The sequence below is a fragment of the Pseudomonas asgharzadehiana genome, assembly GCF_019139815.1.
Taxonomy (GTDB): Bacteria; Pseudomonadota; Gammaproteobacteria; order Pseudomonadales; family Pseudomonadaceae; genus Aquipseudomonas; species Aquipseudomonas asgharzadehiana.
Window position 1 is genome coordinate 5,720,184 of the sequence record NZ_CP077079.1, and the last position, 19,274, is coordinate 5,739,457.

A 19,274-nucleotide genomic window follows, 5' to 3' on the forward strand; every position below is an offset into this window, starting at 1 on the left:
TCCCTGGGGCTAGCGAAAATCCCGCCGCTCGCGAATCAACGCATAGGCATTGTGCAGGTCGCGGGTGCGCTCGGTGGCCTCACGCACTTGCGCAGGGGTGGCGCCACTGCCGGCAACCTTGTCCGGGTGGTGACGACTGAGCAGGCGGCGATAGGCGCGCTTGATTACCGACGGTTCAGCGGTGGCGGTTACGCCAAGCAAGCGCAACGCCTCCTGATACGTGCCGTTGCGATTGACCAGCGGCTTGCGTTCAGGCGTGTAGTCCGCCGCCAGGGCCTGGAGTTGTTGCGGTGTCCAGCCCAACCATTTACCCCATTGGTCGATCAGGTCGCGTTCAGCGTCATCCGCCCTGCCGTCCGCCCAGACCATCCGCCAGCACGCACGCAGCACGCCTTCGGCCGCGTGGGGCTGGGCCTTAAGCACGCGCAGATAGCGGCGCACCCGGTCGGAGCCGGATTTGCCACGGTTGAAGGCTGCGATTGCACGGCGCTGGGCCGAGTCGGTCATGTCCAGCGAGCGCATTTCCTGGCGCGCCTGCTGAATATGCCCATCCACCACGCGCCCGTTGCTTTTGGCCAGGCGCCCCAGCAACACAAACAGCAATTCGTCGTTACGCAACGCGGGACGCCCGCCCAGGCGCTCGCGCAGCTGTGCCCAACTGTGCAGTTGCAGGCGGCGATCCAGCGCCTGCCCTAGCAACGCACCCAACAAAGCCCCCGGAATACTGGCAATGGCAAAGCCAGCCCCGGCGCCGATCAGCGTCCCTGGCCACAACATGCTACTGCCCCGCTGTCAGCAGGGTTTCGACTTGCGCCAGGCGCTCCAGCGTGCCGACATCAATCCAGCGTCCCGCCATGTGTTCCCCCGTTACCAGACCCTTGGCCATCGCCGCCCGCAGCAGCGGTGCCAGCTTGAAGGCACCCGCGCTGCAACCCTCGAACAACTTGGGGTCAAGCACTGAAATGCCACTGAAGGTCAGGTTATCGGCACCGGGCGCGGCATCATGAAGCAAACCCTGATCGAGATAGAAATCCCCGCCTGAGGGGTGATGCGCCGGGTTGTCGACCATCACCAGGTGCGCCAGGCCCTGGAGCGGTTGCCTGAGCCGGGTAAAGTCGTAATCAGTCCAGATATCGCCATTGACCACCAGGAACGGCGCGTCTCCCAGCAGTGGCAAGGCCCGGAAAATCCCACCGCCGGTTTCCAGCGGCTCGCCCTCCGGGGAATAACGGATGCGCAGGCCAAACTGCGCGCCATCCCCCAAATAACTTTCGATCTGTTGGCCGAGCCAGGCGTGGTTGATCACGATATCGGTGAAACCGGCCTTGGTTAGCGCCTCCAGGTGATATTCGATCAAGCGCTTGCCACCGGCCTGCACCAACGGCTTGGGCGTGTGCAACGTGAGCGGACGCATCCGCTCGCCTTTGCCGGCGGCCAGGATCATGGCCTTCATACAACGGCCTTTGCGGGTTGACGCAGGCTGGTCAACAGCTCGGCCAATTCGCTCAGTTCCGGGCGATCGGCGAGCACCGCTTCTATATAAGCAAAGAAGCGCGGTACGTCAGCCAGGTAGCGCGGCTTGCCGTCGCGATGGCAAATGCGCGCGAAGATACCGATGACCTTGAGGTGGCGCTGCACACCCATCAGGTCGCTGGCACGCAGGAAGTCCTCGAAATCCGGCTGCACCGGGATCCCCAGTTCCGCCGCACGCTCCCAATAACCGCACTGCCATTCACGCACGCGCGCCTTGGGCCAACTGAGGAAGGCGTCCTTGAACAGGCAGGTGATGTCGTAGGTGACCGGGCCGTAGACCGCGTCCTGGAAGTCCAGCACGCCCGGGTTAGGCTCGCTGATCATCAGGTTGCGCGGCATGTAGTCGCGGTGCACCAGCACCTTGGGCTGCGCCAGGGCGCTCTCGATCAGGTGGTCGCTGGCGCGTTGCCACAGAGCCTGCTGTTGTGTATCCAACTCGATACCCAGATGGCGGCGTACGTACCACTCCGGGAAGAGCTCCAGTTCACGGCGCAGCAAGGCAACGTCATAACTGGGCAGCGGCGCCTCCATCGGCAAGCGCTGGAACGCCAGCAGCGCGTCGATGGCGTCGGCGAATAATGCGTCGGCGTTTTGCTCGTCGATCACGTCCAGATAGGTTTTTGTGCCCAGGTCATTGAGCAAAAGAAAGCCGCGCGGCAAATCTTCCGCATAAATTTTTGGAACATTTATGCCCGATGTCGCCAGTAAATACGCGATATCGACGAAAGGTTTGCAGTTTTCCTGGGGGGGCGGCGCGTCCATCACCACCAGCGTCCGGCCTCCCCCCTCCCAGCGAAAGTAACGCCTGAAACTCGCGTCGCTGCTGGCCGCGGTCAATGTGGCCGGGGGTACGGGGCCCCAGTCCTGAGCGTTGAAAAGGATCGGCAACTGCTCATCCAGCCAGACTTCCAGCTGTTGTAAACGTAGATCTTGCTCGGGCATTACAAGGGTCTCCGACGGCGCTAGCCGTCAAGCGGGGCATGCTTTATTATCACGCATCTTTTTCAGACCATCGAGAGGCGTGCGGCCCAAACCGCGGGCAGATGGCACGCAGGAAGCCCGGACTAATAAGATGGCATTGAAATCCCCCGCGTTTCGTAGAAAATTTCCGTTGCTGGTAACCGGCAGTCTGCTGGCCTTGCAACCCTTCGCCACCTCATTCGTGGTCGCCGCGGAACAGTATGACTGCTCAGTCTCTGCTTCGGGTGCCTGGGATTGCGCGCCGAAAACCGCCGCCAGCCCGTTGCCACCGCGCCCGGTGCATGACGGCGCAGCCGTCAGCTCGGCCAACAGCACGGCGCAGGCCGAGGCTGGTGGCAGTGCCGCGGCCGAGCCCAAGGCCGCACTGGTCACCGAATCCAAGGGCCGCGGCCTGCGTTCGCGCAGCGCCGACTACAGCCACTTGGACTGGGTGCCTCGCGAAAAGTTGACCGCGGCCCAACTGGCCGAAACCGGTCCTTATTGCGGCGGTGCGTACATCGAGCCGACTCGTCCTGGCATGAACGACAAGACGGACAAGAGCGATGCGCCCACCTTCATCGGTGCCAAGGCCTCTCGTTACGAGCAGGAACAGCAAGTCGCAACCCTGGCCGGTGACGTCGTCATGCGCCAGGGCAGCATGCAGCTGGAATCTGAAGAGGCCAGCCTGTACCAGGCGGAAAGCCGCGGCGAACTGAACGGCAACGTGCGTTTGCGCGACAAGGGTGCCTTGATCGTCGGCGACCACGCCGAGGTTCAGCTGGACACCGGTGCCGCTCAGATCGACAACGCCGAATACGTGCTGCACAAGTCGCGCATCCGCGGTAACGCGCTGTACGCCAAGCGCGCCGAGAACGCGATCATCCGTCTCAAGGACGGTACGTACACCACGTGCGAACCAGACAGCAATGCCTGGCAACTGCGCGGCAACAACATCACGTTGAACCCGGCCACCGGTTTCGGTACGGCCACCAACGCGACGTTGCGGATCAAGAACATCCCGATCCTGTACACCCCTTACATCTATTTCCCGATCGACGATCGTCGTCAATCCGGCTTCCTGCCGCCGAGCTTCAGCACCGGTGGCGAAACCGGCTTCACCCTGCTTACGCCGTACTACTTCAACCTGGCGCCGAACTACGACGCCACGTTGTACCCGCAATACATGACCAAGCGCGGCATGATGATGGAAGGCGAGTTCCGCTACCTCACCAAGTCCAGCGAAGGCCAGTTCGGCGGCGCGTACCTGAACGACGACAACGACGAGCGCAAGCTGCAGACCGACTACGAAAAAACCCGCTACATGCTCAATTGGCAGCACAAGGGCGGGCTGGATTCGCGCGTACTGACCCAGGTTGACTACACCCAGATCAGCGACCCTTACTTCTTCCAGGACCTGAAGTCCAACCAGGAAGGCGTTGTGAGCCGCGACTACGTCAACCAGCAGGGCTCCGTGGCTTATCGCGGTGACACCTTCCAGGCACGCCTGAACCTTCAGGCCTACCAGTTGGCGACGATTTCCCAGGTTACCCCGTATAACCGCCTGCCGCAGATCACCTTCAACGGGACCCTGCCGTACCATCCGGGCGGTTTGAACTTCAGCTACGAGACCGAAGCGGTCCGCTTCGAACGCGACCTGGAGAACGGCACCTTCAGAGACCAGGATGGCTTGATAAGCCCTCGCCTGGATACCTTTGTACGCGGTCTGACCCGCGCCAACGGTACACGCCTGAACGTAGCCCCGGCCGTCGAATACCCGATGAACTGGACCTACGGTTTCGTCACCCCGAAGCTCAAGTACGTCTACACCAAGTACGACCTGGACCTGGACAGCATCGGCAAGAACCAGATCGTTGCTGAACAAGCTGCAGCGGTGGCGAACGGTACCCAGTACGCGGGTGGCACCTTCAAAAGCTCCCAGGACCGCGCGGTTCCGGTGGCCAGTGTCGACAGCGGCCTGTACTTCGATCGCAATACCAACTGGTTCGGCAAAGACTATCGCCAGACCCTTGAGCCGCGTGCGTTCTACCTGTACGTACCGAACAAGGACCAGGCGGATATTCCCGTCTTCGACACCAGCGAGTACTCGTTCAGCTACGCATCGCTGTTCCGTGACAACCGCTTCAGCGGTTCCGACCGTATCGGCGACGAGAACAAGCTGTCCCTGGGCGTGACCAGTCGCTGGATCGAAGACAACGGCTTCGAGCGTCAACGCGTATCCGTAGGCCAGGCGGTGTACTTCAAGGATCGTGAAGTCCAACTGCCGGGCATCCTGGCTGCCGACCGTGACGACGCACAGTCAGACGTATCGCCGGTTGCACTGGACTACGAGTTCCGCTTCAACCGCGACTGGCGCGCCACTGCCGACTACAACTGGGACACCGAGGAGCACAGCCCTCGCTCCGGCAGCGCAATGCTTCACTACCAGCCGGAAGACAACCCGAACAAGATCATCAACGTTGGTTATCGCTATCGTAACGACCAGGTCGTCTACAACCAGCTGACCGGCAAATGGCAGTTCGGTGGCGACTACGGCCAGCCAGGCGACGCGAACTACGTGAAGGATTACTACAAAATCCAACAACACGACTTCTCGATGATGTGGCCGATCATTCCGCAGTGGAACCTGATCACCCGCTGGCAGTATGACTACGCTCGCAACCGTACGCTGGAAGCCTTCGGTGGTTTCGAGTACGACAACTGCTGTTGGAAACTGCGCGTCATCAACCGTTACTGGGTTTCCAACGACGAATACAGCCAGATCGCCCCGCTCAACGAAAAGGGTGACCACGGGCTCTTCCTGCAAATCGTCCTCAAAGGACTCGGCGGCCTGACCGGCGCCAAGGTAGAGAGCTTCCTCGACAAAGGCATTGAAGGTTATCGTGAACGTGAAGACCAAGCTTTCTGATTGTCTGCGCCCGCTCGTACTGGGCGCGCTGTTCCTGGGGGCCGCATCGGCACACGCTGCGGTTCAACAGCTGGATAAAGTGGTGGCCATCGTCGATAACGACGTGATCATGCAGAGCCAACTGGACCAACGCGTCAAGGAAGTTCAGCAAACCATCGCCAAGCGTGGCGGTGGCGTGCCGCCTACCAGCGTCCTGGACCAACAGGTGCTGGAACGCCTGATCGTCGAAAACCTGCAACTGCAGATCGGTGATCGTTCCGGCATCCGTATTTCGGACGAAGAGCTGAACCAGGCAGTCGGCACCATTGCCCAGCGCAACAACATGAGCATCGATCAGTTCCGCGCGGCCCTGGCCCACGACGGTCTTTCGTATGAAGACGCCCGTGACCAGATCCGCCGCGAGATGATCATCAGCCGTGTGCGCCAACGCCGTGTGGCCGAGCGGGTTCAGGTGTCCGAGCAGGAGGTCAAGAATTTCCTGGCATCGGACCTGGGCAAGATGCAGCTTTCCGAAGAACTGCACCTGGCCAATATCCTGATTCCGACCCCGGACAGTGCGAACTCCGAGCAGCTCAATGCCGCCGCCGCCAAGACCCAGGCTATCTATGAACGCCTGAAGGCCGGTGCTGATTTCGCCCAGATGGCAATCGCCCAGTCCGGCAGCGACAACGCCCTTGAAGGCGGTGACATGGGCTGGCGTAAAGCCGCTCAACTGCCCCCTCCGTTCGACCGCGAGCTGAGCGCCATGGAAGTCGGCGGCATCACCCAGCCGGCCCGCACCCCTGGTGGTTTCATCATCCTGAAGCTGCTGGAACGTCGCGGTGGCGAGACCTCGTTGAAAGACGAAGTGCATGTGCGTCATATCCTGGTCAAACCAAGCGAAATCCGCACCGAAGCGCAAACCAAGGAACTGGCTCAGAAGATCTATGACCGCATCCAAAGCGGTGAAGACTTCGCCACTCTGGCCAAGAGCTTCTCGGAAGACCCGGGTTCGGCCCTCAACGGCGGCGACCTGAACTGGATCGACCCGAAAGCGCTGGTGCCGGAATTCCAGCAGGTGATGGCCGATACCCCGCAAGGCGTACTGTCCAAGCCGTTCAAGACTCAATACGGTTGGCATGTCCTGGAAGTCCTTGGCCGTCGCGCCACCGACAACACCAGCCAGGCCCGCGAGCAACAGGCACTGAACGTACTGCGCAACCGCAAATACGATGAAGAGCTGCAGACCTGGTTGCGTCAGATCCGTGACGAAGCCTACGTAGAGAACAAGCTGCCAGGCGCCGAGCAAACAGGCGCCAGCCAGGCAACTCCGTGAAACCACAGCGTTTCGCGGTAACACCCGGCGAGCCGGCCGGCATAGGTCCAGACCTGTGCCTGCTGCTCGCCTCGCAAGCCCAGCCACATCCCCTGATCGCCATTACCAGCCGCGACCTGCTCCTTGAGCGGGCCGCGCAACTGGGTGTGGCTATCACTCTGCTGGATGCAGCGCCAGGCAACTGGCCCGACGTGCCTGCCCCAGCCGGCAGCCTGTATGTGTGGGACACCCCACTGCAAGCCAAGGTAGTTGCCGGGCAACTGGACAAGGCCAACGCAGCGTTTGTACTGCAAACCCTGACTCGCGCGGGGCAAGGCTGCCTCGACGGCGACTTCGCCGGCATGATCACCGCACCCGTCCACAAGGGCGTGATCAACGAATCCGGTATCGCCTTTTCCGGCCACACCGAATTCCTTGCCGAACTGACCCACACCGCTCAAGTCGTCATGATGCTCGCCACGCGTGGCCTGCGAGTCGCCCTGGTGACCACGCATTTGCCACTGCGCGAAATTGCGGATGCCATTACCGTCGAGCGCCTGGAGCGTGTCACGCGCATCCTGCATGCCGACCTGCAACACAAATTCGGCATCGCCCAACCGCGCATCCTGGTCTGCGGGCTCAACCCGCATGCCGGTGAAGGCGGCCATTTGGGCCATGAAGAAATCGACATCATTGAACCAACCCTGGAGCGTCTGCGCCAAGAAGGCATGGACCTGCGCGGCCCACTGCCGGCGGACACTCTGTTTACCCCCAAATATCTGGAGCACTGCGACGCAGTGCTGGCGATGTACCATGACCAGGGGCTGCCGGTGCTGAAATACAAAGGCTTCGGCGCCGCCGTCAACGTGACACTGGGCCTGCCGATCATCCGTACCTCCGTCGACCATGGCACTGCCCTGGACCTGGCGGGCAGCGGCAAGATCGATACCGGCAGCCTGCACGTGGCCCTGGAAACCGCCTATCAGATGGCCGAGACCCGTATATGACCGAGCATTACCAACACCGGGCGCGCAAGCGCTTCGGGCAAAACTTCCTGCACGACGCCGGCGTGATCGACCGCATCCTGCGCTCAATCCATGCCAAGCCAGAAGACCGTCTGCTGGAAATCGGCCCGGGCCAGGGCGCACTGACCCAAGGTCTGCTCGCCAGCGGTGGCCAGTTGGACGTGGTTGAACTGGACAAGGACCTGATCCCGATCCTCAACCAGCAGTTCGCCGGCAAATCCAACTTCAATCTGCATCAGGGCGATGCGCTGAAGTTCGACTTCAACACCCTCAACGCCGCGCCCAACAGCCTGCGCGTGGTGGGCAACCTGCCGTACAACATCTCCACGCCGCTGATTTTTCACCTGCTGAACAACGCCGGGATCATCCGCGACATGCACTTCATGTTGCAAAAGGAAGTGGTGGAGCGCATGGCCGCCGGCCCGGGCGGTGGTGATTGGGGCCGCTTGTCGATCATGGTTCAGTACCACTGCCGCGTCGAACACCTGTTCAACGTAGGCCCTGGCGCGTTCAACCCGCCGCCGAAGGTCGACTCGGCCATCGTACGCCTGGTGCCGCACGCCGTGCTGCCGCACCCGGCCAAGGATCACAAATTGCTGGAGCGCGTGGTGCGCGAGGCGTTCAACCAGCGCCGCAAAACCTTGCGCAATACGCTCAAGGCCTTGCTGAGCAACGCTGAAATCGAAGCCGCCGGCGTGGACGGCAGCCTGCGTCCCGAGCAACTGGACCTGGCCGCCTTCGTGCGCCTGGCCGACCAGCTCGCCATCCAGCCTGCTCCAACCGCGGAATAAGGCGTAAGGGCTACGCGATATAGATGTGGGAGGGGCGGTGCGCCCCTCCCACATTTGAACTGCGTCATACCAGACAGCATGTCTGGCCTAGTGCCCGCCTCTTGGCCTAGACTGATCCGCATCTGCTGTCCTCCGCTTTTGCTTTTAAGGCCTCTTGCATGTCCGATCCTCGCTACCAGATCGACGTCAGCGTCGTCACCCGCTTCCTGGCGGACCAATCGCAACCTGAACACAACCGTTTCGCCTTTGCCTACACCATCACGGTGAAGAACAACGGGCTGGTGCCGGCCAAGCTGCTGTCGCGCCACTGGGTGATCACCGACGGTGATGGCCAGGTCGAGGAAGTGCGCGGCGCGGGCGTTGTCGGCCAGCAACCGTTGATCGACGCCGGGGCCAGCCACACCTACAGCAGCGGCACGGTCATGACCTCCAAGGTCGGCACCATGCAGGGTTCGTATCAAATGAAAGCCACCGATGGAAAGCTGTTCGATGCCATCATCAAGCCTTTTCGCCTTGCCGTGCCGGGAGCCCTGCACTGATGGCGACGTACGCGGTCGGCGATCTGCAAGGCTGCCTGGAGCCGCTCAAGTGCCTGCTTGAGCGCGTGGCCTTCGACCCGGCGAATGATCGGCTGTGGTTGGTGGGCGACCTGGTCAATCGTGGCCCCGAGTCCCTGGCAACCCTGCGCTACTTATATAGCCTGCGCGATGCACTGGTGTGCGTACTCGGCAACCACGACCTGCACCTGCTGGCGGCCGGCAATAACATCGAACGCCTGAAAAAAGGCGATACCCTGCGCGAAATCCTTGAAGCACCTGATCGTGCCGAGCTGCTCGACTGGCTGCGCCGGCAAAAAATCATGCACTACGACGACGGCCGCAATATGGCCTTGGTCCATGCCGGCATCCCGCCACAGTGGACGCTGAAGAAAGCCCTCAAGTGCGCCGCCGAAGTCGAACATGCCTTGGCCGATGACAGCCTGTATACCGCCTTCCTCGACGGCATGTATGGCAACGAGCCGGTGAAATGGGACAACGACCTCACCGGCGTGGCTCGCCTGCGGGTGATCACCAATTACTTCACGCGCATGCGTTTCTGCACCGCCGACGGCAAGCTGGACCTCAAGAGCAAAGAAGGTGCCGACACCGCCCTGCCCGGCTACAAGCCATGGTTCGCCCACAAGGAGCGCAAGACCCGTGACACGAAGATCATCTTCGGCCACTGGGCGGCGCTGGAAGGTAAGTGCGACGAGCCCGGCGTGTTCGCCCTGGACACCGGCTGCGTATGGGGCGGCGCCATGACCCTGATGAACATCGATACCGGCGAGTTTCACACCTGCCGGTGCGAACCCCGCCTTTCCACACAGCTGGCCGCAGCCAAGCCTTAGGAGCCCGCCATGAGCGAATTCAAACGTATCCCCCCAAAACACGCCCAGGCCCTGCGCGAGCAAGGCGCAGTGGTCGTCGACATCCGTGACCAGCCGACCTATGCGGCCGCTCACATCACCGGCGCCCACCATCTGGACAACATCAACATCGCCGATTTCATCCGCGCCGCCGACCTCGATGCACCGCTGATCGTGGCCTGTTACCACGGTAACTCCAGCCAAAGCGCAGCCGCTTACCTCGTCAGCCAGGGCTTCTCTGACGTCTACAGCCTGGACGGCGGTTTTGAGTTGTGGCGTGCGACCTATCCTGCGGAAATTTCCTCCGGCGATTCGCAATAATTTTTTTCACACCCCGCTACCCCGCGTGACGCTTGGGCTAGCGCCGTTTCTGACGAACGGCGCAGCCAAACTAATTGCGTATCGCGCCTTGACCTCCCCGATTCCGAACTATCCTTAAGCGCAGGCCATCCGAATCAGGGGAGAGCCGGTACACCGGCGTGCGGGTCATCGGTAGCGTTTAGGGTGTTCTGGGGGGAAAACAGTCATTGGCGTAGGTCAATGACTGCCAGCATCGACTGATTGATCCGGCGTCGGCTCCACGTATCGAGCGAGGTGACGACGTCATGAGTATCTTTAGCCACTTCCAACAACGCTTCGCGTCCACACAGCAGGAGGAACTCACGCTTCAAGAGTATCTCGAACTGTGCAAACAGGACCGCAGCACGTACGCATCCGCCGCCGAACGCCTGTTGCTGGCGATTGGCGAACCGCAACTGATAGACACCTCGAACAATTCGCGCCTGTCGCGAATCTTTTCCAACAAGGTGATCCGCCGCTACCCGGCCTTTGAAGACTTCCACGGAATGGAAGAATGCATCGACCAGATCGTCTCCTACTTCCGCCACGCCGCCCAAGGCCTGGAAGAGAAGAAGCAAATCCTCTACCTGCTCGGCCCCGTCGGCGGCGGTAAGTCGTCCCTGGCCGAAAAGCTCAAGCAATTGATCGAGAAAGTGCCCTTCTATGCCATCAAGGGCTCGCCGGTGTTCGAGTCGCCCCTGGGCCTGTTCAACGCCACGGAAGATGGCGCGATCCTCGAAGAAGACTTCGGCATCCCACGGCGCTATCTCAACACCATCATGTCGCCTTGGGCCACCAAGCGCCTGGCCGAGTTCGGCGGTGATATCAGCCAATTCCGCGTGGTGAAACTCTACCCGTCGATCCTTAACCAGATCGGCGTGGCCAAGACCGAGCCGGGGGATGAGAACAACCAGGATATTTCGGCGCTGGTAGGTAAGGTCGATATCCGCAAACTCGAAGAATTCCCACAGAACGACGCCGACGCTTATAGCTACTCGGGCGCGCTGTGCCGGGCCAACCAGGGCCTGATGGAGTTCGTGGAAATGTTCAAGGCGCCGATCAAGGTGCTGCACCCACTGCTCACAGCGACACAGGAAGGCAACTACAACAGCACCGAAGGCCTGGGCGCGATTCCATTCACCGGGATCCTGCTGGCCCACTCCAACGAATCGGAATGGCACACCTTCCGCAATAACAAGAACAACGAAGCGTTCATCGACCGGATCTACATCGTCAAGGTGCCGTACTGCCTGCGAGTGAGCGACGAGATCAAGATCTACGACAAGCTGCTGTTCAACAGCTCCCTGGCCAAGGCCCATTGCGCGCCCGACACCCTGAAGATGCTCGCCCAGTTCACGGTGCTGTCGCGCCTCAAGGAGCCCGAAAACTCGAACATCTACTCCAAGATGCGCGTGTATGACGGCGAAAACCTCAAGGACACCGACCCCAAGGCCAAGTCGATCCAGGAATACCGCGACACCGCGGGCGTGGACGAGGGCATGAACGGGCTGTCGACGCGCTTTGCGTTCAAGATCCTGTCCAAGGTCTTCAACTTCGACCCGCATGAAATTGCCGCCAACCCGGTGCACCTGCTCTACGTGCTGGAACAACAGATCGAACAGGAGCAATTCCAGGCCGAGACCCGCGAGCGCTATCTGCGCTTCCTCAAGGAATACCTGGCGCCGCGCTACATCGAGTTCATCGGCAAGGAAATCCAGACCGCCTACCTGGAGTCCTACAGCGAGTATGGCCAGAACATCTTCGACCGCTACGTGCTGTACGCCGACTTCTGGATCCAGGACCAGGAATACCGCGACCCGGAAACCGGCGAGATCCTCAATCGCGTAGCCCTCAACGAAGAGCTGGAAAAAATCGAGAAACCGGCCGGCATCAGCAATCCGAAGGATTTCCGCAACGAAATCGTCAACTTCGTGCTGCGCGCCCGGGCCAATAACAACGGTAAGAACCCGACCTGGCTCAGCTACGAAAAACTGCGGGTGGTCATCGAGAAGAAAATGTTCTCCAACACCGAAGACCTGCTGCCAGTCATCAGCTTCAATGCCAAGGCCAGCAAGGAGGATCAGCAAAAACACAACGACTTCGTCACACGAATGGTCGAACGCGGCTACACCGACAAACAGGTACGACTGCTCTCCGAGTGGTACCTGCGGGTGCGCAAATCGCAATAAGGCAGCGGCAAGCGCGCAATGCCAGGCCTATGGCCTGGCAGCTGACCGCTTGTCCTTAAGCTTCCAGCTCGCGGCTGGAAGCTTGTAACGTGAAGCTGCCCGGAGGGCTCCGCATGAGCTATGTGATCGACCGACGCCTCAATGGCAAGAACAAGAGCACGGTAAACCGTCAGCGTTTCCTGCGGCGTTACCGTGACCACATCAAAAAGGCGGTTGAAGAAGCCGTCAGCCGCCGTTCCATCACCGACATGGAACATGGCGAACAGATCAGCATTCCCGGTCGCGATATCGACGAACCGGTGCTGCACCATGGCCGGGGCGGAAAACAGACCGTCGTACACCCAGGCAACAAGGAGTTCACTACCGGCGAACATATCCAGCGCCCCCAGGGTGGTGGTGGCGGCAAAGGCCCGGGCAAGGCCGGTAACTCTGGCGAAGGCATGGATGAGTTTGTATTCCAGATCACCCAAGAAGAATTCCTCGAATTCATGTTCGAAGACCTGGAATTACCCAACCTGGTCAAACGCAACCTGACCGGCACCGACACCTTCAAGACCGTGCGCGCCGGCATCAGCAACGAGGGCAACCCCTCGCGCATCAACATCATCCGCACCCTGCGCTCGGCCCATGCGCGGCGTATCGCCCTGTCGGGCAGCAGCCGCGCCAAATTGAAGCAAGCCAAGGAAGAGCTGGCGCGCCTCAAGCGTGAAGAGCCGGACAACTTCGGCGATATCCAGGAAATAGAAGCGGAAATAGAGAAACTCAGCGCACGCATTCATCGTGTGCCGTTCCTCGACACCTTTGACCTTAAATACAACCTGCTGGTCAAACAGCCCAACCCCAGCTCCAAGGCGGTGATGTTCTGTCTGATGGACGTGTCCGGCTCCATGACCCAGGCCACCAAGGACATCGCCAAGCGCTTTTTCATCCTGCTGTACCTGTTCCTCAAGCGGAACTACGACAAGATCGACGTGGTGTTCATCCGACATCACACCAGCGCCCGGGAAGTGGACGAAGAGGAGTTTTTTTACTCGCGGGAAACCGGCGGCACCATTGTGTCCAGCGCATTGAAGCTGATGCAGGAGATCATGGCCGAACGCTACCCCGCCAACGAGTGGAACATCTACGCCGCCCAAGCCTCCGACGGCGACAACTGGAATGACGACTCACCGATCTGCCGCGACATCCTGATCAACCAGATCATGCCGTTCGTGCAGTATTACACCTACGTTGAAATTACCCCCCGTGAGCACCAAGCCCTGTGGTTCGAATACGAGCGCATCGGCGAAGCTTTTGCCGATACGTTTGCCCAACAGCAACTGGTCTCGGCCGGCGATATCTACCCGGTCTTCCGTGAACTCTTCCAGCGCAGGTTAGTGACATGACCGCCAAAAAAGAGACTAAGCGCCAACCCATTTCCACCGGGTCCGAATGGACCTTTGAGCTGATCCAGGCCTATGACCGGGAAATCAGCCGCATTGCGGCGGGTTATGCCCTGGATACTTACCCCAACCAGATCGAAGTGATCACTGCCGAGCAGATGATGGACGCATACGCCTCGGTGGGCATGCCGCTGGGCTATCACCATTGGTCCTACGGCAAACACTTCCTCAGCACCGAAAAGTCCTACAGTCGCGGCCAGATGGGCCTGGCGTACGAGATCGTGATCAACTCCGACCCGTGCATCGCCTACCTGATGGAAGAAAACACCATCTGCATGCAGGCACTGGTAGTGGCCCACGCCTGCTATGGGCATAACAGTTTTTTCAAGGGCAACTACCTGTTCCGCACGTGGACAGATGCCAGTTCGATCATCGATTACCTGGTATTTGCCAAGCAGTACATCATGCAGTGCGAGGAGCGCCACGGCATCGACGCGGTGGAAGACCTGCTCGACTCCTGCCATGCCTTGATGAACTACGGCGTTGACCGCTACAAGCGCCCATACCCGATTTCGGCCGAGGAAGAACGCCTGCGTCAGAAGGAGCGCGAAGAGCATCTGCAAAAGCAGATCAATGATCTCTGGCGCACCATTCCCAAGCGCGCCGGCAAGAACAGCGATAAGGACAATGCGCGCTTCCCCGCCGAACCACAGGAAAACATCCTGTATTTTCTGGAAAAACACGCACCGCTGCTCGAACCGTGGCAACGGGAGATCGTGCGCATCGTGCGCAAAATCGCCCAGTATTTTTATCCACAGCGCCAGACCCAGGTGATGAACGAAGGCTGGGCAACGTTCTGGCATTACACCTTGATGAATGACTTGTATGACGAGGGCCTGGTCACCGACGGCTTCATGATGGAGTTCCTCACGTCCCATACCAGCGTGGTGTACCAGCCGGGCTTCGACAGCCCGTACTACAGCGGCATCAACCCTTACGCCCTGGGCTTTGCGATGTACCGCGACATACGGCGCATGTGCGAACACCCCACTGAAGAGGACCGCCGCTGGTTCCCGGAAATCGCCGGCAGCGACTGGCTGTCCACCCTCAAATTTGCCATGAGCAGCTTCAAGGACGAGAGTTTTATCCTGCAATACCTGTCACCTCAGGTGATCCGCGATCTCAAGCTGTTCAGCATCCTGGACGACGACCTCAAGGACGACCTGATGGTACCGGCCATCCACGATGAGCCCGGCTACCGCACCATTCGCGAAACCCTGGCGGCGCAGTACAACCTGGGTAACCGTGAGCCCAACGTGCAGATCTACAGCATTGATGTGCGCGGCGACCGCTCGCTGACCCTGCGTCATCAGCAGCACGACCGCAAACCCTTGGGCGAATCCACCGAAGAGGTGCTCAAGCACCTGCACCGCCTGTGGGGCTTTGATATCCACCTGGAAACCCTGCAGGGCGACCAAGTCATGAAGACCCACCATGTCCCACCGCGCAGCGATCATAACGACAACGACTATGGCCGCCTGGACCTGGCCGTCGTTCACCTCTGAAACAGCAAAGCCTCCATTGGTCAGGCACAGGCGTTATCCTGTGCCGCTAATGGAGGCTTTTTCATGAAAATCTACAAAGTCGGCGGCGCCGTGCGTGATCGCTTGCTGGGCATCACGGTTACCGATGTCGACCGCGTGGTCGTTGGCGCGACCGCTGAAGCGATGCTTGCCAAAGGCTTCAAGCCGGTAGGCGCGGATTTCCCGGTGTTCCTGGACCCGAAAAACGGCGACGAGTACGCCCTGGCCCGCACCGAACGCAAAAGTGGTCGGGGCTACGGCGGCTTTGTGTTTCACGCCAGCCCCGATGTCACACTCGAAGACGACCTGATTCGTCGCGACCTGACCATCAACGCGATGGCCGAAGACGATGAGGGCAACCTGACCGACCCTTATCACGGCCAACGCGACCTGCAAGCACGTATTCTGCGCCACGTTTCCCCCGCGTTCGCCGAAGATCCCCTGCGAGTGCTGCGCGTTGCGCGCTTTGCTGCGCGCTATGCACATTTGGGCTTTACGGTGGCCCCCGAAACCCTCGAACTGATGCGCCAGCTCAGCGAATCCGGGGAACTGGAGGCACTGACGCCAGAGCGCAGCTGGAAGGAAATTTCCCGGGCATTGATGGAAGATCAACCCCAGGTGTTTATCCAGGTCCTGCGCGACTGCAACGCCCTGAAAACCTTGATGCCGGAAGTGGATGCGCTGTTCGGCGTACCGCAACCCGAGGCACATCACCCGGAGATCGACACCGGCATACACACCTTGAGCGTGCTCGAACAGGCAGCCCTTCATAAACAACCGCTGACCGTACGCTGGGCCTGCCTGCTGCACGATTTGGGCAAGGGCCTGACGCCTGTGGATAAGTTGCCGCAGCACATTGCTCATGAGCATCGCGGGCTGAAGCTGATCAAGGCGGTCAACGAACGCTTCAAGGTACCCAAGGATTGTCAGGAACTGGCCTTGCTGGTGGGCCAATATCACACCCACTGCCACCGCGCCCTGGAACTCAAAGCCTCGACATTGCTGGATTTGCTGCAGAGTTTTGACGTGTACCGAAGGCCGCAGCGCTTTGAAGAGTTTGTGGTGGCCTGTGAAATGGACGCCCGCGGGCGCAAGGGCTTTGAACAGCGCAGTTATCCACAGGCGGGCTACTTGCGCGCCGCGGCGCAGGCAGCGCGGGAGGTGGCGGTGGCGCCGTTGCTGGAGAAAGGTTTCAAAGGCCCGGCGCTCGGAGAAGCCCTGAAGCGCGAGCGGCTCAAGGCATTGCAGACCTATAAGGAACTTGCTTCCTAGAAAGACCTACACAAACTCACTCGGCGTCAGTTGCCGGCCCTGCCACTCAAACGCGACAGGCGCCAGCACTTGGTCGATGTCCGCGTCGCGCCACAGCTCGGCCATGGTCTTGCCTGCCCCAGGATGCACACGGTCCGGCGCCATCATCGACAGCGGCCACAACACAAAGGCGTTTTTCAGGATCTCTGCGCGGGGCAGGACCAAACCGTCGAAATCGCCCACCATTTCGCCGTACAGCAGCACGTCGATATCCAACGGCAAACCCTTGCGATCCGGCGCATAGCGACCATTGTCGGCTTCGATGAGCTTGAGACGACGGTCCAACTCCATCAACGGCAGGTCGGTATACGCCGACACCACCAAATTGAAGAACGGCCCACTTTTGATGCCCACCGGCTGGCTTTCGAACACCGCGGAGCAGCGCATATCGGTCAGCACGTTCGCCAGCGCATCAAGGCCGGCGCACAAATGGGCCTCGCGCTCGATATTGCTACCGAGGCCAAGGTAAACCTGAGTCAGCGACATCCGCGCTCGATCTCCACGCCCACGCCCTTGGCAGCCGGTACGGCGCCGGGCTTGGTCAGTTTGAGGTGCAGCCAGGGAATCTGGAACTCACTCATGAGCACTTCGGCCAGGCGCTCGGCAAAAGTTTCCACCAATTGGTATTGGGTTTGCTCGGCAAAGGCCTGGATACGTGCGGATACGCTGGCGTAATCCAGCGCCAGGGTCAGGTCGTCACCGGCGGCGGCCGGGCGATTGTCCCAGGCGAAGCTCAGGTCCAGGCGCAGGCATTGACGGATCCCACGCTCCCAGTCGTAGGCCCCGATCACGGTGTCGACTTCCAGGCCTTCGATAAACACTCTGTCCACGCTCTTCTCCGCAGCACGACAAGGGCGCAATGCCCCGTTAGAATCAGGGCGTCCTCGCCCGGAATAGTTAGCATGTTTTGGTCACTGGCGATTCTCGCCTACCTGCTCGGCTCGCTGTCCTTCGCCATTGTGCTCAGCCGCTTGACGGGAAACCCCGACCCGCGAATGGGTGGCTCCGGCAATGCCGGCGCCACCAACATGTTGCGCCTGGCCGGCAAGAAACTCGCTGTGCTGACGCTGCTGGGCGACGTGTGCAAGGGCCTTTTGCCCGTGCTGATCGCAAGCCTCGCCGGCCTTACCCTGCAACAGCAGGCCTGGGTAGGCGTGTGCGCCGTCCTGGGCCATCTGTTTCCACTGTACTTCCGCTTTCGCGGTGGCAAAGGCGTCGCCACGGCAGCCGGCATGCTGCTGGGAATCTACCCACCGGCAGCGTTACTGGCCGTTGTCGCATGGCTGCTGACGTTCTACCTGACCCGCACCAGCTCGTTGGCGGCGCTGATCGCCACACCGCTCACCCTGCCATTGCTGGCCTGGCAAGAACCGGCGGCGCTGCTGCCGATGAGCGTGCTGACACTGCTGATCGTCTGGCGCCACCGCGGCAATCTACGCGACCTGTTTGCCGGGCGCGAACGGCATTTTTAAATACTCCTGATGAGCCCGGCTCAGGTTGAACCTATAACGGTGACAACTGCTCCATCGGCCAGCGTGCCTGCACGCTGATCGCCAGGCTTTCGTGCTGCCCGGCCTGCAGGCGCTGGCATCCGGCATAGGCGATCATCGCGCCATTGTCGGTGCAGAACTCCGGGCGCGCGTAAAACACATCGCCCTTCATATCACCGAGCATTTTTTCCAGCGAGGCACGCAAGGCCTTATTGGCGCTGACGCCGCCGGCGATCACCAGGCGCTTCATACCCGCTTGTTTCAGGGCACGCTTGCACTTGATGGTCAAAGTCTCCACCACGGCCTGCTGGAACGCCAGCGCGATGTCGCAACGGGCTTGCTCACTGTCGTCCCCGGCGCTGACGCTGTGCTGCCAGGTATTGAGTGCGGAGGTTTTCAGGCCGCTGAAGCTGAACATCAGGCCAGGGCGATCGCACATCGGGCGCGGGAAGGTGAAGCGGCCGGCAACGCCTTTTTCGGCGAGGCGCGCGATTTCCGGGCCACCGGGATAATTGAGGCCCATCATCTTCGCGGTTTTGTCGAAGGCTTCGCCGGCAGCGTCGTCCAGAGACTCGCCCAACAACGTGTATTGACCGATCCCGTCGACCTGAACCAACTGCGTATGGCCGCCCGAAACCAACAAAGCGACGAACGGGAACTGCGGCGGTGTTTTTTCCAGCATGGGCGCCAGTAAATGGCCCTCCATGTGGTGTACTCCCAAGGCTGGAATGCCCCAGGCAAACGCCAGCGCCTGGGCGCAAGAAGCCCCAACCAACAGGGCTCCGACCAATCCAGGGCCGGCGGTGTAGGCGATGGCATCGATCTCGGTCGGCACGCAACCGGCCTCGTCCAGCACCTGGCGGATCAACGGCAGCATGCGCTTGACGTGATCACGACTGGCCAGCTCCGGCACCACGCCACCATAGGCGCGATGCAAGTCGATCTGACTGAACAGTGCATCGGCCAAAAGCCCGCGTTCACTGTCGTAAAGTGCGACACCGGTTTCGTCGCAGGAGGTTTCAAGTCCCAGTACTAGCATGGGTTTG

Annotated in this window: 18 protein-coding genes; 12 read left to right on the plus strand and 6 right to left on the minus strand. The window is 60.6% G+C overall.

Annotated elements, in window-relative coordinates; translation table 11 throughout:
• Positions 1–9: 9 nt before the first annotated feature.
• From KSS96_RS26055 to KSS96_RS26065, 3 genes are read right to left on the minus strand one after another with little or no spacing between them, the layout of a single operon-like run.
• Positions 10–777 carry a TerB family tellurite resistance protein gene (locus tag KSS96_RS26055; RefSeq protein WP_017530813.1) on the minus strand — a complete coding sequence of 256 codons (768 nt, stop codon included), beginning with the start codon at positions 775–777 and terminating at the stop codon, positions 10–12.
• 1 nt (position 778) lies between these two features.
• Positions 779–1,453, minus strand: coding sequence for an N-acetylmuramate alpha-1-phosphate uridylyltransferase MurU (murU, locus tag KSS96_RS26060; RefSeq protein WP_017530812.1), 675 nt, complete (start codon positions 1,451–1,453; stop codon positions 779–781).
• The gene (locus KSS96_RS26065; protein ID WP_068936427.1) at positions 1,450–2,475 is read right to left on the minus strand and encodes an aminoglycoside phosphotransferase family protein; all 1,026 of its coding nucleotides are present in this window, start codon (positions 2,473–2,475) and stop codon (positions 1,450–1,452) included. The genes murU and KSS96_RS26065 overlap by 4 nt, the downstream gene beginning before the upstream one ends.
• A gap of 130 nt (positions 2,476–2,605) precedes the next feature.
• On the opposite strand from KSS96_RS26065, the gene KSS96_RS26070 reads away from it, so the two are divergent.
• The 11 genes from KSS96_RS26070 (at position 2,606) to KSS96_RS26120 (ending at position 16,699) form a co-directional block, all read left to right on the plus strand.
• Complete coding sequence (locus tag KSS96_RS26070; protein WP_217855475.1) at positions 2,606–5,419, plus strand: LPS-assembly protein LptD; 2,814 nt, start codon at positions 2,606–2,608, stop codon at positions 5,417–5,419.
• Complete coding sequence (locus KSS96_RS26075) at positions 5,394–6,734, plus strand: peptidylprolyl isomerase (RefSeq protein WP_017530809.1); 1,341 nt, start codon at positions 5,394–5,396, stop codon at positions 6,732–6,734. The genes KSS96_RS26070 and KSS96_RS26075 overlap by 26 nt, the downstream gene beginning before the upstream one ends.
• Complete coding sequence (gene pdxA, locus KSS96_RS26080; RefSeq protein WP_065879382.1) at positions 6,731–7,720, plus strand: 4-hydroxythreonine-4-phosphate dehydrogenase PdxA; 990 nt, start codon at positions 6,731–6,733, stop codon at positions 7,718–7,720. Before KSS96_RS26075 ends, pdxA begins: the two co-directional genes overlap by 4 nt.
• Positions 7,717–8,529, plus strand: coding sequence for a 16S rRNA (adenine(1518)-N(6)/adenine(1519)-N(6))-dimethyltransferase RsmA (gene rsmA, locus KSS96_RS26085; protein WP_017530807.1), 813 nt, complete (start codon positions 7,717–7,719; stop codon positions 8,527–8,529). The genes pdxA and rsmA overlap by 4 nt, the downstream gene beginning before the upstream one ends.
• 158 nt (positions 8,530–8,687) lie before the next feature.
• The gene (gene apaG / locus KSS96_RS26090) at positions 8,688–9,068 is read left to right on the plus strand and encodes a Co2+/Mg2+ efflux facilitator ApaG/CorD (RefSeq protein WP_017530806.1); all 381 of its coding nucleotides are present in this window, start codon (positions 8,688–8,690) and stop codon (positions 9,066–9,068) included.
• On the plus strand, positions 9,068–9,916 hold the full coding sequence (locus KSS96_RS26095; protein WP_017530805.1) for a symmetrical bis(5'-nucleosyl)-tetraphosphatase: 849 nt from the start codon (positions 9,068–9,070) through the stop codon (positions 9,914–9,916). Before apaG ends, KSS96_RS26095 begins: the two co-directional genes overlap by 1 nt.
• A gap of 9 nt (positions 9,917–9,925) precedes the next feature.
• Complete coding sequence (gene glpE, locus KSS96_RS26100) at positions 9,926–10,255, plus strand: thiosulfate sulfurtransferase GlpE (protein WP_217855477.1); 330 nt, start codon at positions 9,926–9,928, stop codon at positions 10,253–10,255.
• Between the two features lie 284 nt (positions 10,256–10,539).
• Entirely contained in the window at positions 10,540–12,462 is a 1,923-nt protein-coding gene (locus KSS96_RS26105; protein WP_003176479.1) for a PrkA family serine protein kinase, read from the plus strand.
• Positions 12,463–12,575: 113 nt separating this feature from the next.
• Positions 12,576–13,847 carry a YeaH/YhbH family protein gene (locus KSS96_RS26110; RefSeq protein WP_003194735.1) on the plus strand — a complete coding sequence of 424 codons (1,272 nt, stop codon included), beginning with the start codon at positions 12,576–12,578 and terminating at the stop codon, positions 13,845–13,847.
• Positions 13,844–15,409, plus strand: a complete 1,566-nt coding sequence (locus KSS96_RS26115; RefSeq protein ID WP_065879381.1) for a SpoVR family protein — start codon at positions 13,844–13,846, stop codon at positions 15,407–15,409. Before KSS96_RS26110 ends, KSS96_RS26115 begins: the two co-directional genes overlap by 4 nt.
• A gap of 63 nt (positions 15,410–15,472) precedes the next feature.
• Positions 15,473–16,699, plus strand: a complete 1,227-nt coding sequence (locus tag KSS96_RS26120) for a multifunctional CCA addition/repair protein (protein ID WP_017530802.1) — start codon at positions 15,473–15,475, stop codon at positions 16,697–16,699.
• Positions 16,700–16,705: 6 nt separating this feature from the next.
• Here the strand turns inward: KSS96_RS26120 and folK are convergent, their stop codons facing one another.
• Positions 16,706–17,224 (minus strand): 2-amino-4-hydroxy-6-hydroxymethyldihydropteridine diphosphokinase, encoded by a 519-nt coding sequence (gene folK, locus KSS96_RS26125; RefSeq protein WP_017530801.1) that lies wholly within the window; start codon positions 17,222–17,224, stop codon positions 16,706–16,708.
• A complete protein-coding gene (folB, locus tag KSS96_RS26130; RefSeq protein WP_017530800.1) occupies positions 17,215–17,568 on the minus strand; it encodes a dihydroneopterin aldolase in 354 nt (117 codons plus the stop codon). The genes folK and folB overlap by 10 nt, the downstream gene beginning before the upstream one ends.
• A gap of 72 nt (positions 17,569–17,640) precedes the next feature.
• Between folB and plsY the strand changes: the two genes are divergently transcribed.
• A complete protein-coding gene (plsY, locus tag KSS96_RS26135) occupies positions 17,641–18,210 on the plus strand; it encodes a glycerol-3-phosphate 1-O-acyltransferase PlsY (protein ID WP_017530799.1) in 570 nt (189 codons plus the stop codon).
• Between the two features lie 31 nt (positions 18,211–18,241).
• Here the strand turns inward: plsY and tsaD are convergent, their stop codons facing one another.
• Entirely contained in the window at positions 18,242–19,267 is a 1,026-nt protein-coding gene (gene tsaD, locus KSS96_RS26140) for a tRNA (adenosine(37)-N6)-threonylcarbamoyltransferase complex transferase subunit TsaD (protein WP_017530798.1), read from the minus strand.
• Positions 19,268–19,274 lie beyond the last annotated feature (7 nt).

Bases quoted from the DNA above. Each gene is read 5' to 3' on its own strand.
- KSS96_RS26055 (WP_017530813.1), bottom strand. From the start codon at position 777: ATGTTGTGGCCAGGGACGCTGATCGGCGCCGGGGCTGGCTTTGCCATT.
- murU (WP_017530812.1), bottom strand. From the start codon at position 1,453: ATGAAGGCCATGATCCTGGCCGCCGGCAAAGGCGAGCGGATGCGTCCG.
- KSS96_RS26065 (WP_068936427.1), bottom strand. From the start codon at position 2,475: ATGCCCGAGCAAGATCTACGTTTACAACAGCTGGAAGTCTGGCTGGAT.
- KSS96_RS26070 (WP_217855475.1), top strand. From the start codon at position 2,606: ATGGCATTGAAATCCCCCGCGTTTCGTAGAAAATTTCCGTTGCTGGTA.
- rsmA (WP_017530807.1), top strand. From the start codon at position 7,717: ATGACCGAGCATTACCAACACCGGGCGCGCAAGCGCTTCGGGCAAAAC.
- apaG (WP_017530806.1), top strand. From the start codon at position 8,688: ATGTCCGATCCTCGCTACCAGATCGACGTCAGCGTCGTCACCCGCTTC.
- KSS96_RS26095 (WP_017530805.1), top strand. From the start codon at position 9,068: ATGGCGACGTACGCGGTCGGCGATCTGCAAGGCTGCCTGGAGCCGCTC.
- glpE (WP_217855477.1), top strand. From the start codon at position 9,926: ATGAGCGAATTCAAACGTATCCCCCCAAAACACGCCCAGGCCCTGCGC.
- KSS96_RS26105 (WP_003176479.1), top strand. From the start codon at position 10,540: ATGAGTATCTTTAGCCACTTCCAACAACGCTTCGCGTCCACACAGCAG.
- KSS96_RS26110 (WP_003194735.1), top strand. From the start codon at position 12,576: ATGAGCTATGTGATCGACCGACGCCTCAATGGCAAGAACAAGAGCACG.
- KSS96_RS26115 (WP_065879381.1), top strand. From the start codon at position 13,844: ATGACCGCCAAAAAAGAGACTAAGCGCCAACCCATTTCCACCGGGTCC.
- KSS96_RS26120 (WP_017530802.1), top strand. From the start codon at position 15,473: ATGAAAATCTACAAAGTCGGCGGCGCCGTGCGTGATCGCTTGCTGGGC.
- folK (WP_017530801.1), bottom strand. From the start codon at position 17,224: ATGTCGCTGACTCAGGTTTACCTTGGCCTCGGTAGCAATATCGAGCGC.
- plsY (WP_017530799.1), top strand. From the start codon at position 17,641: ATGTTTTGGTCACTGGCGATTCTCGCCTACCTGCTCGGCTCGCTGTCC.
- tsaD (WP_017530798.1), bottom strand. From the start codon at position 19,267: ATGCTAGTACTGGGACTTGAAACCTCCTGCGACGAAACCGGTGTCGCA.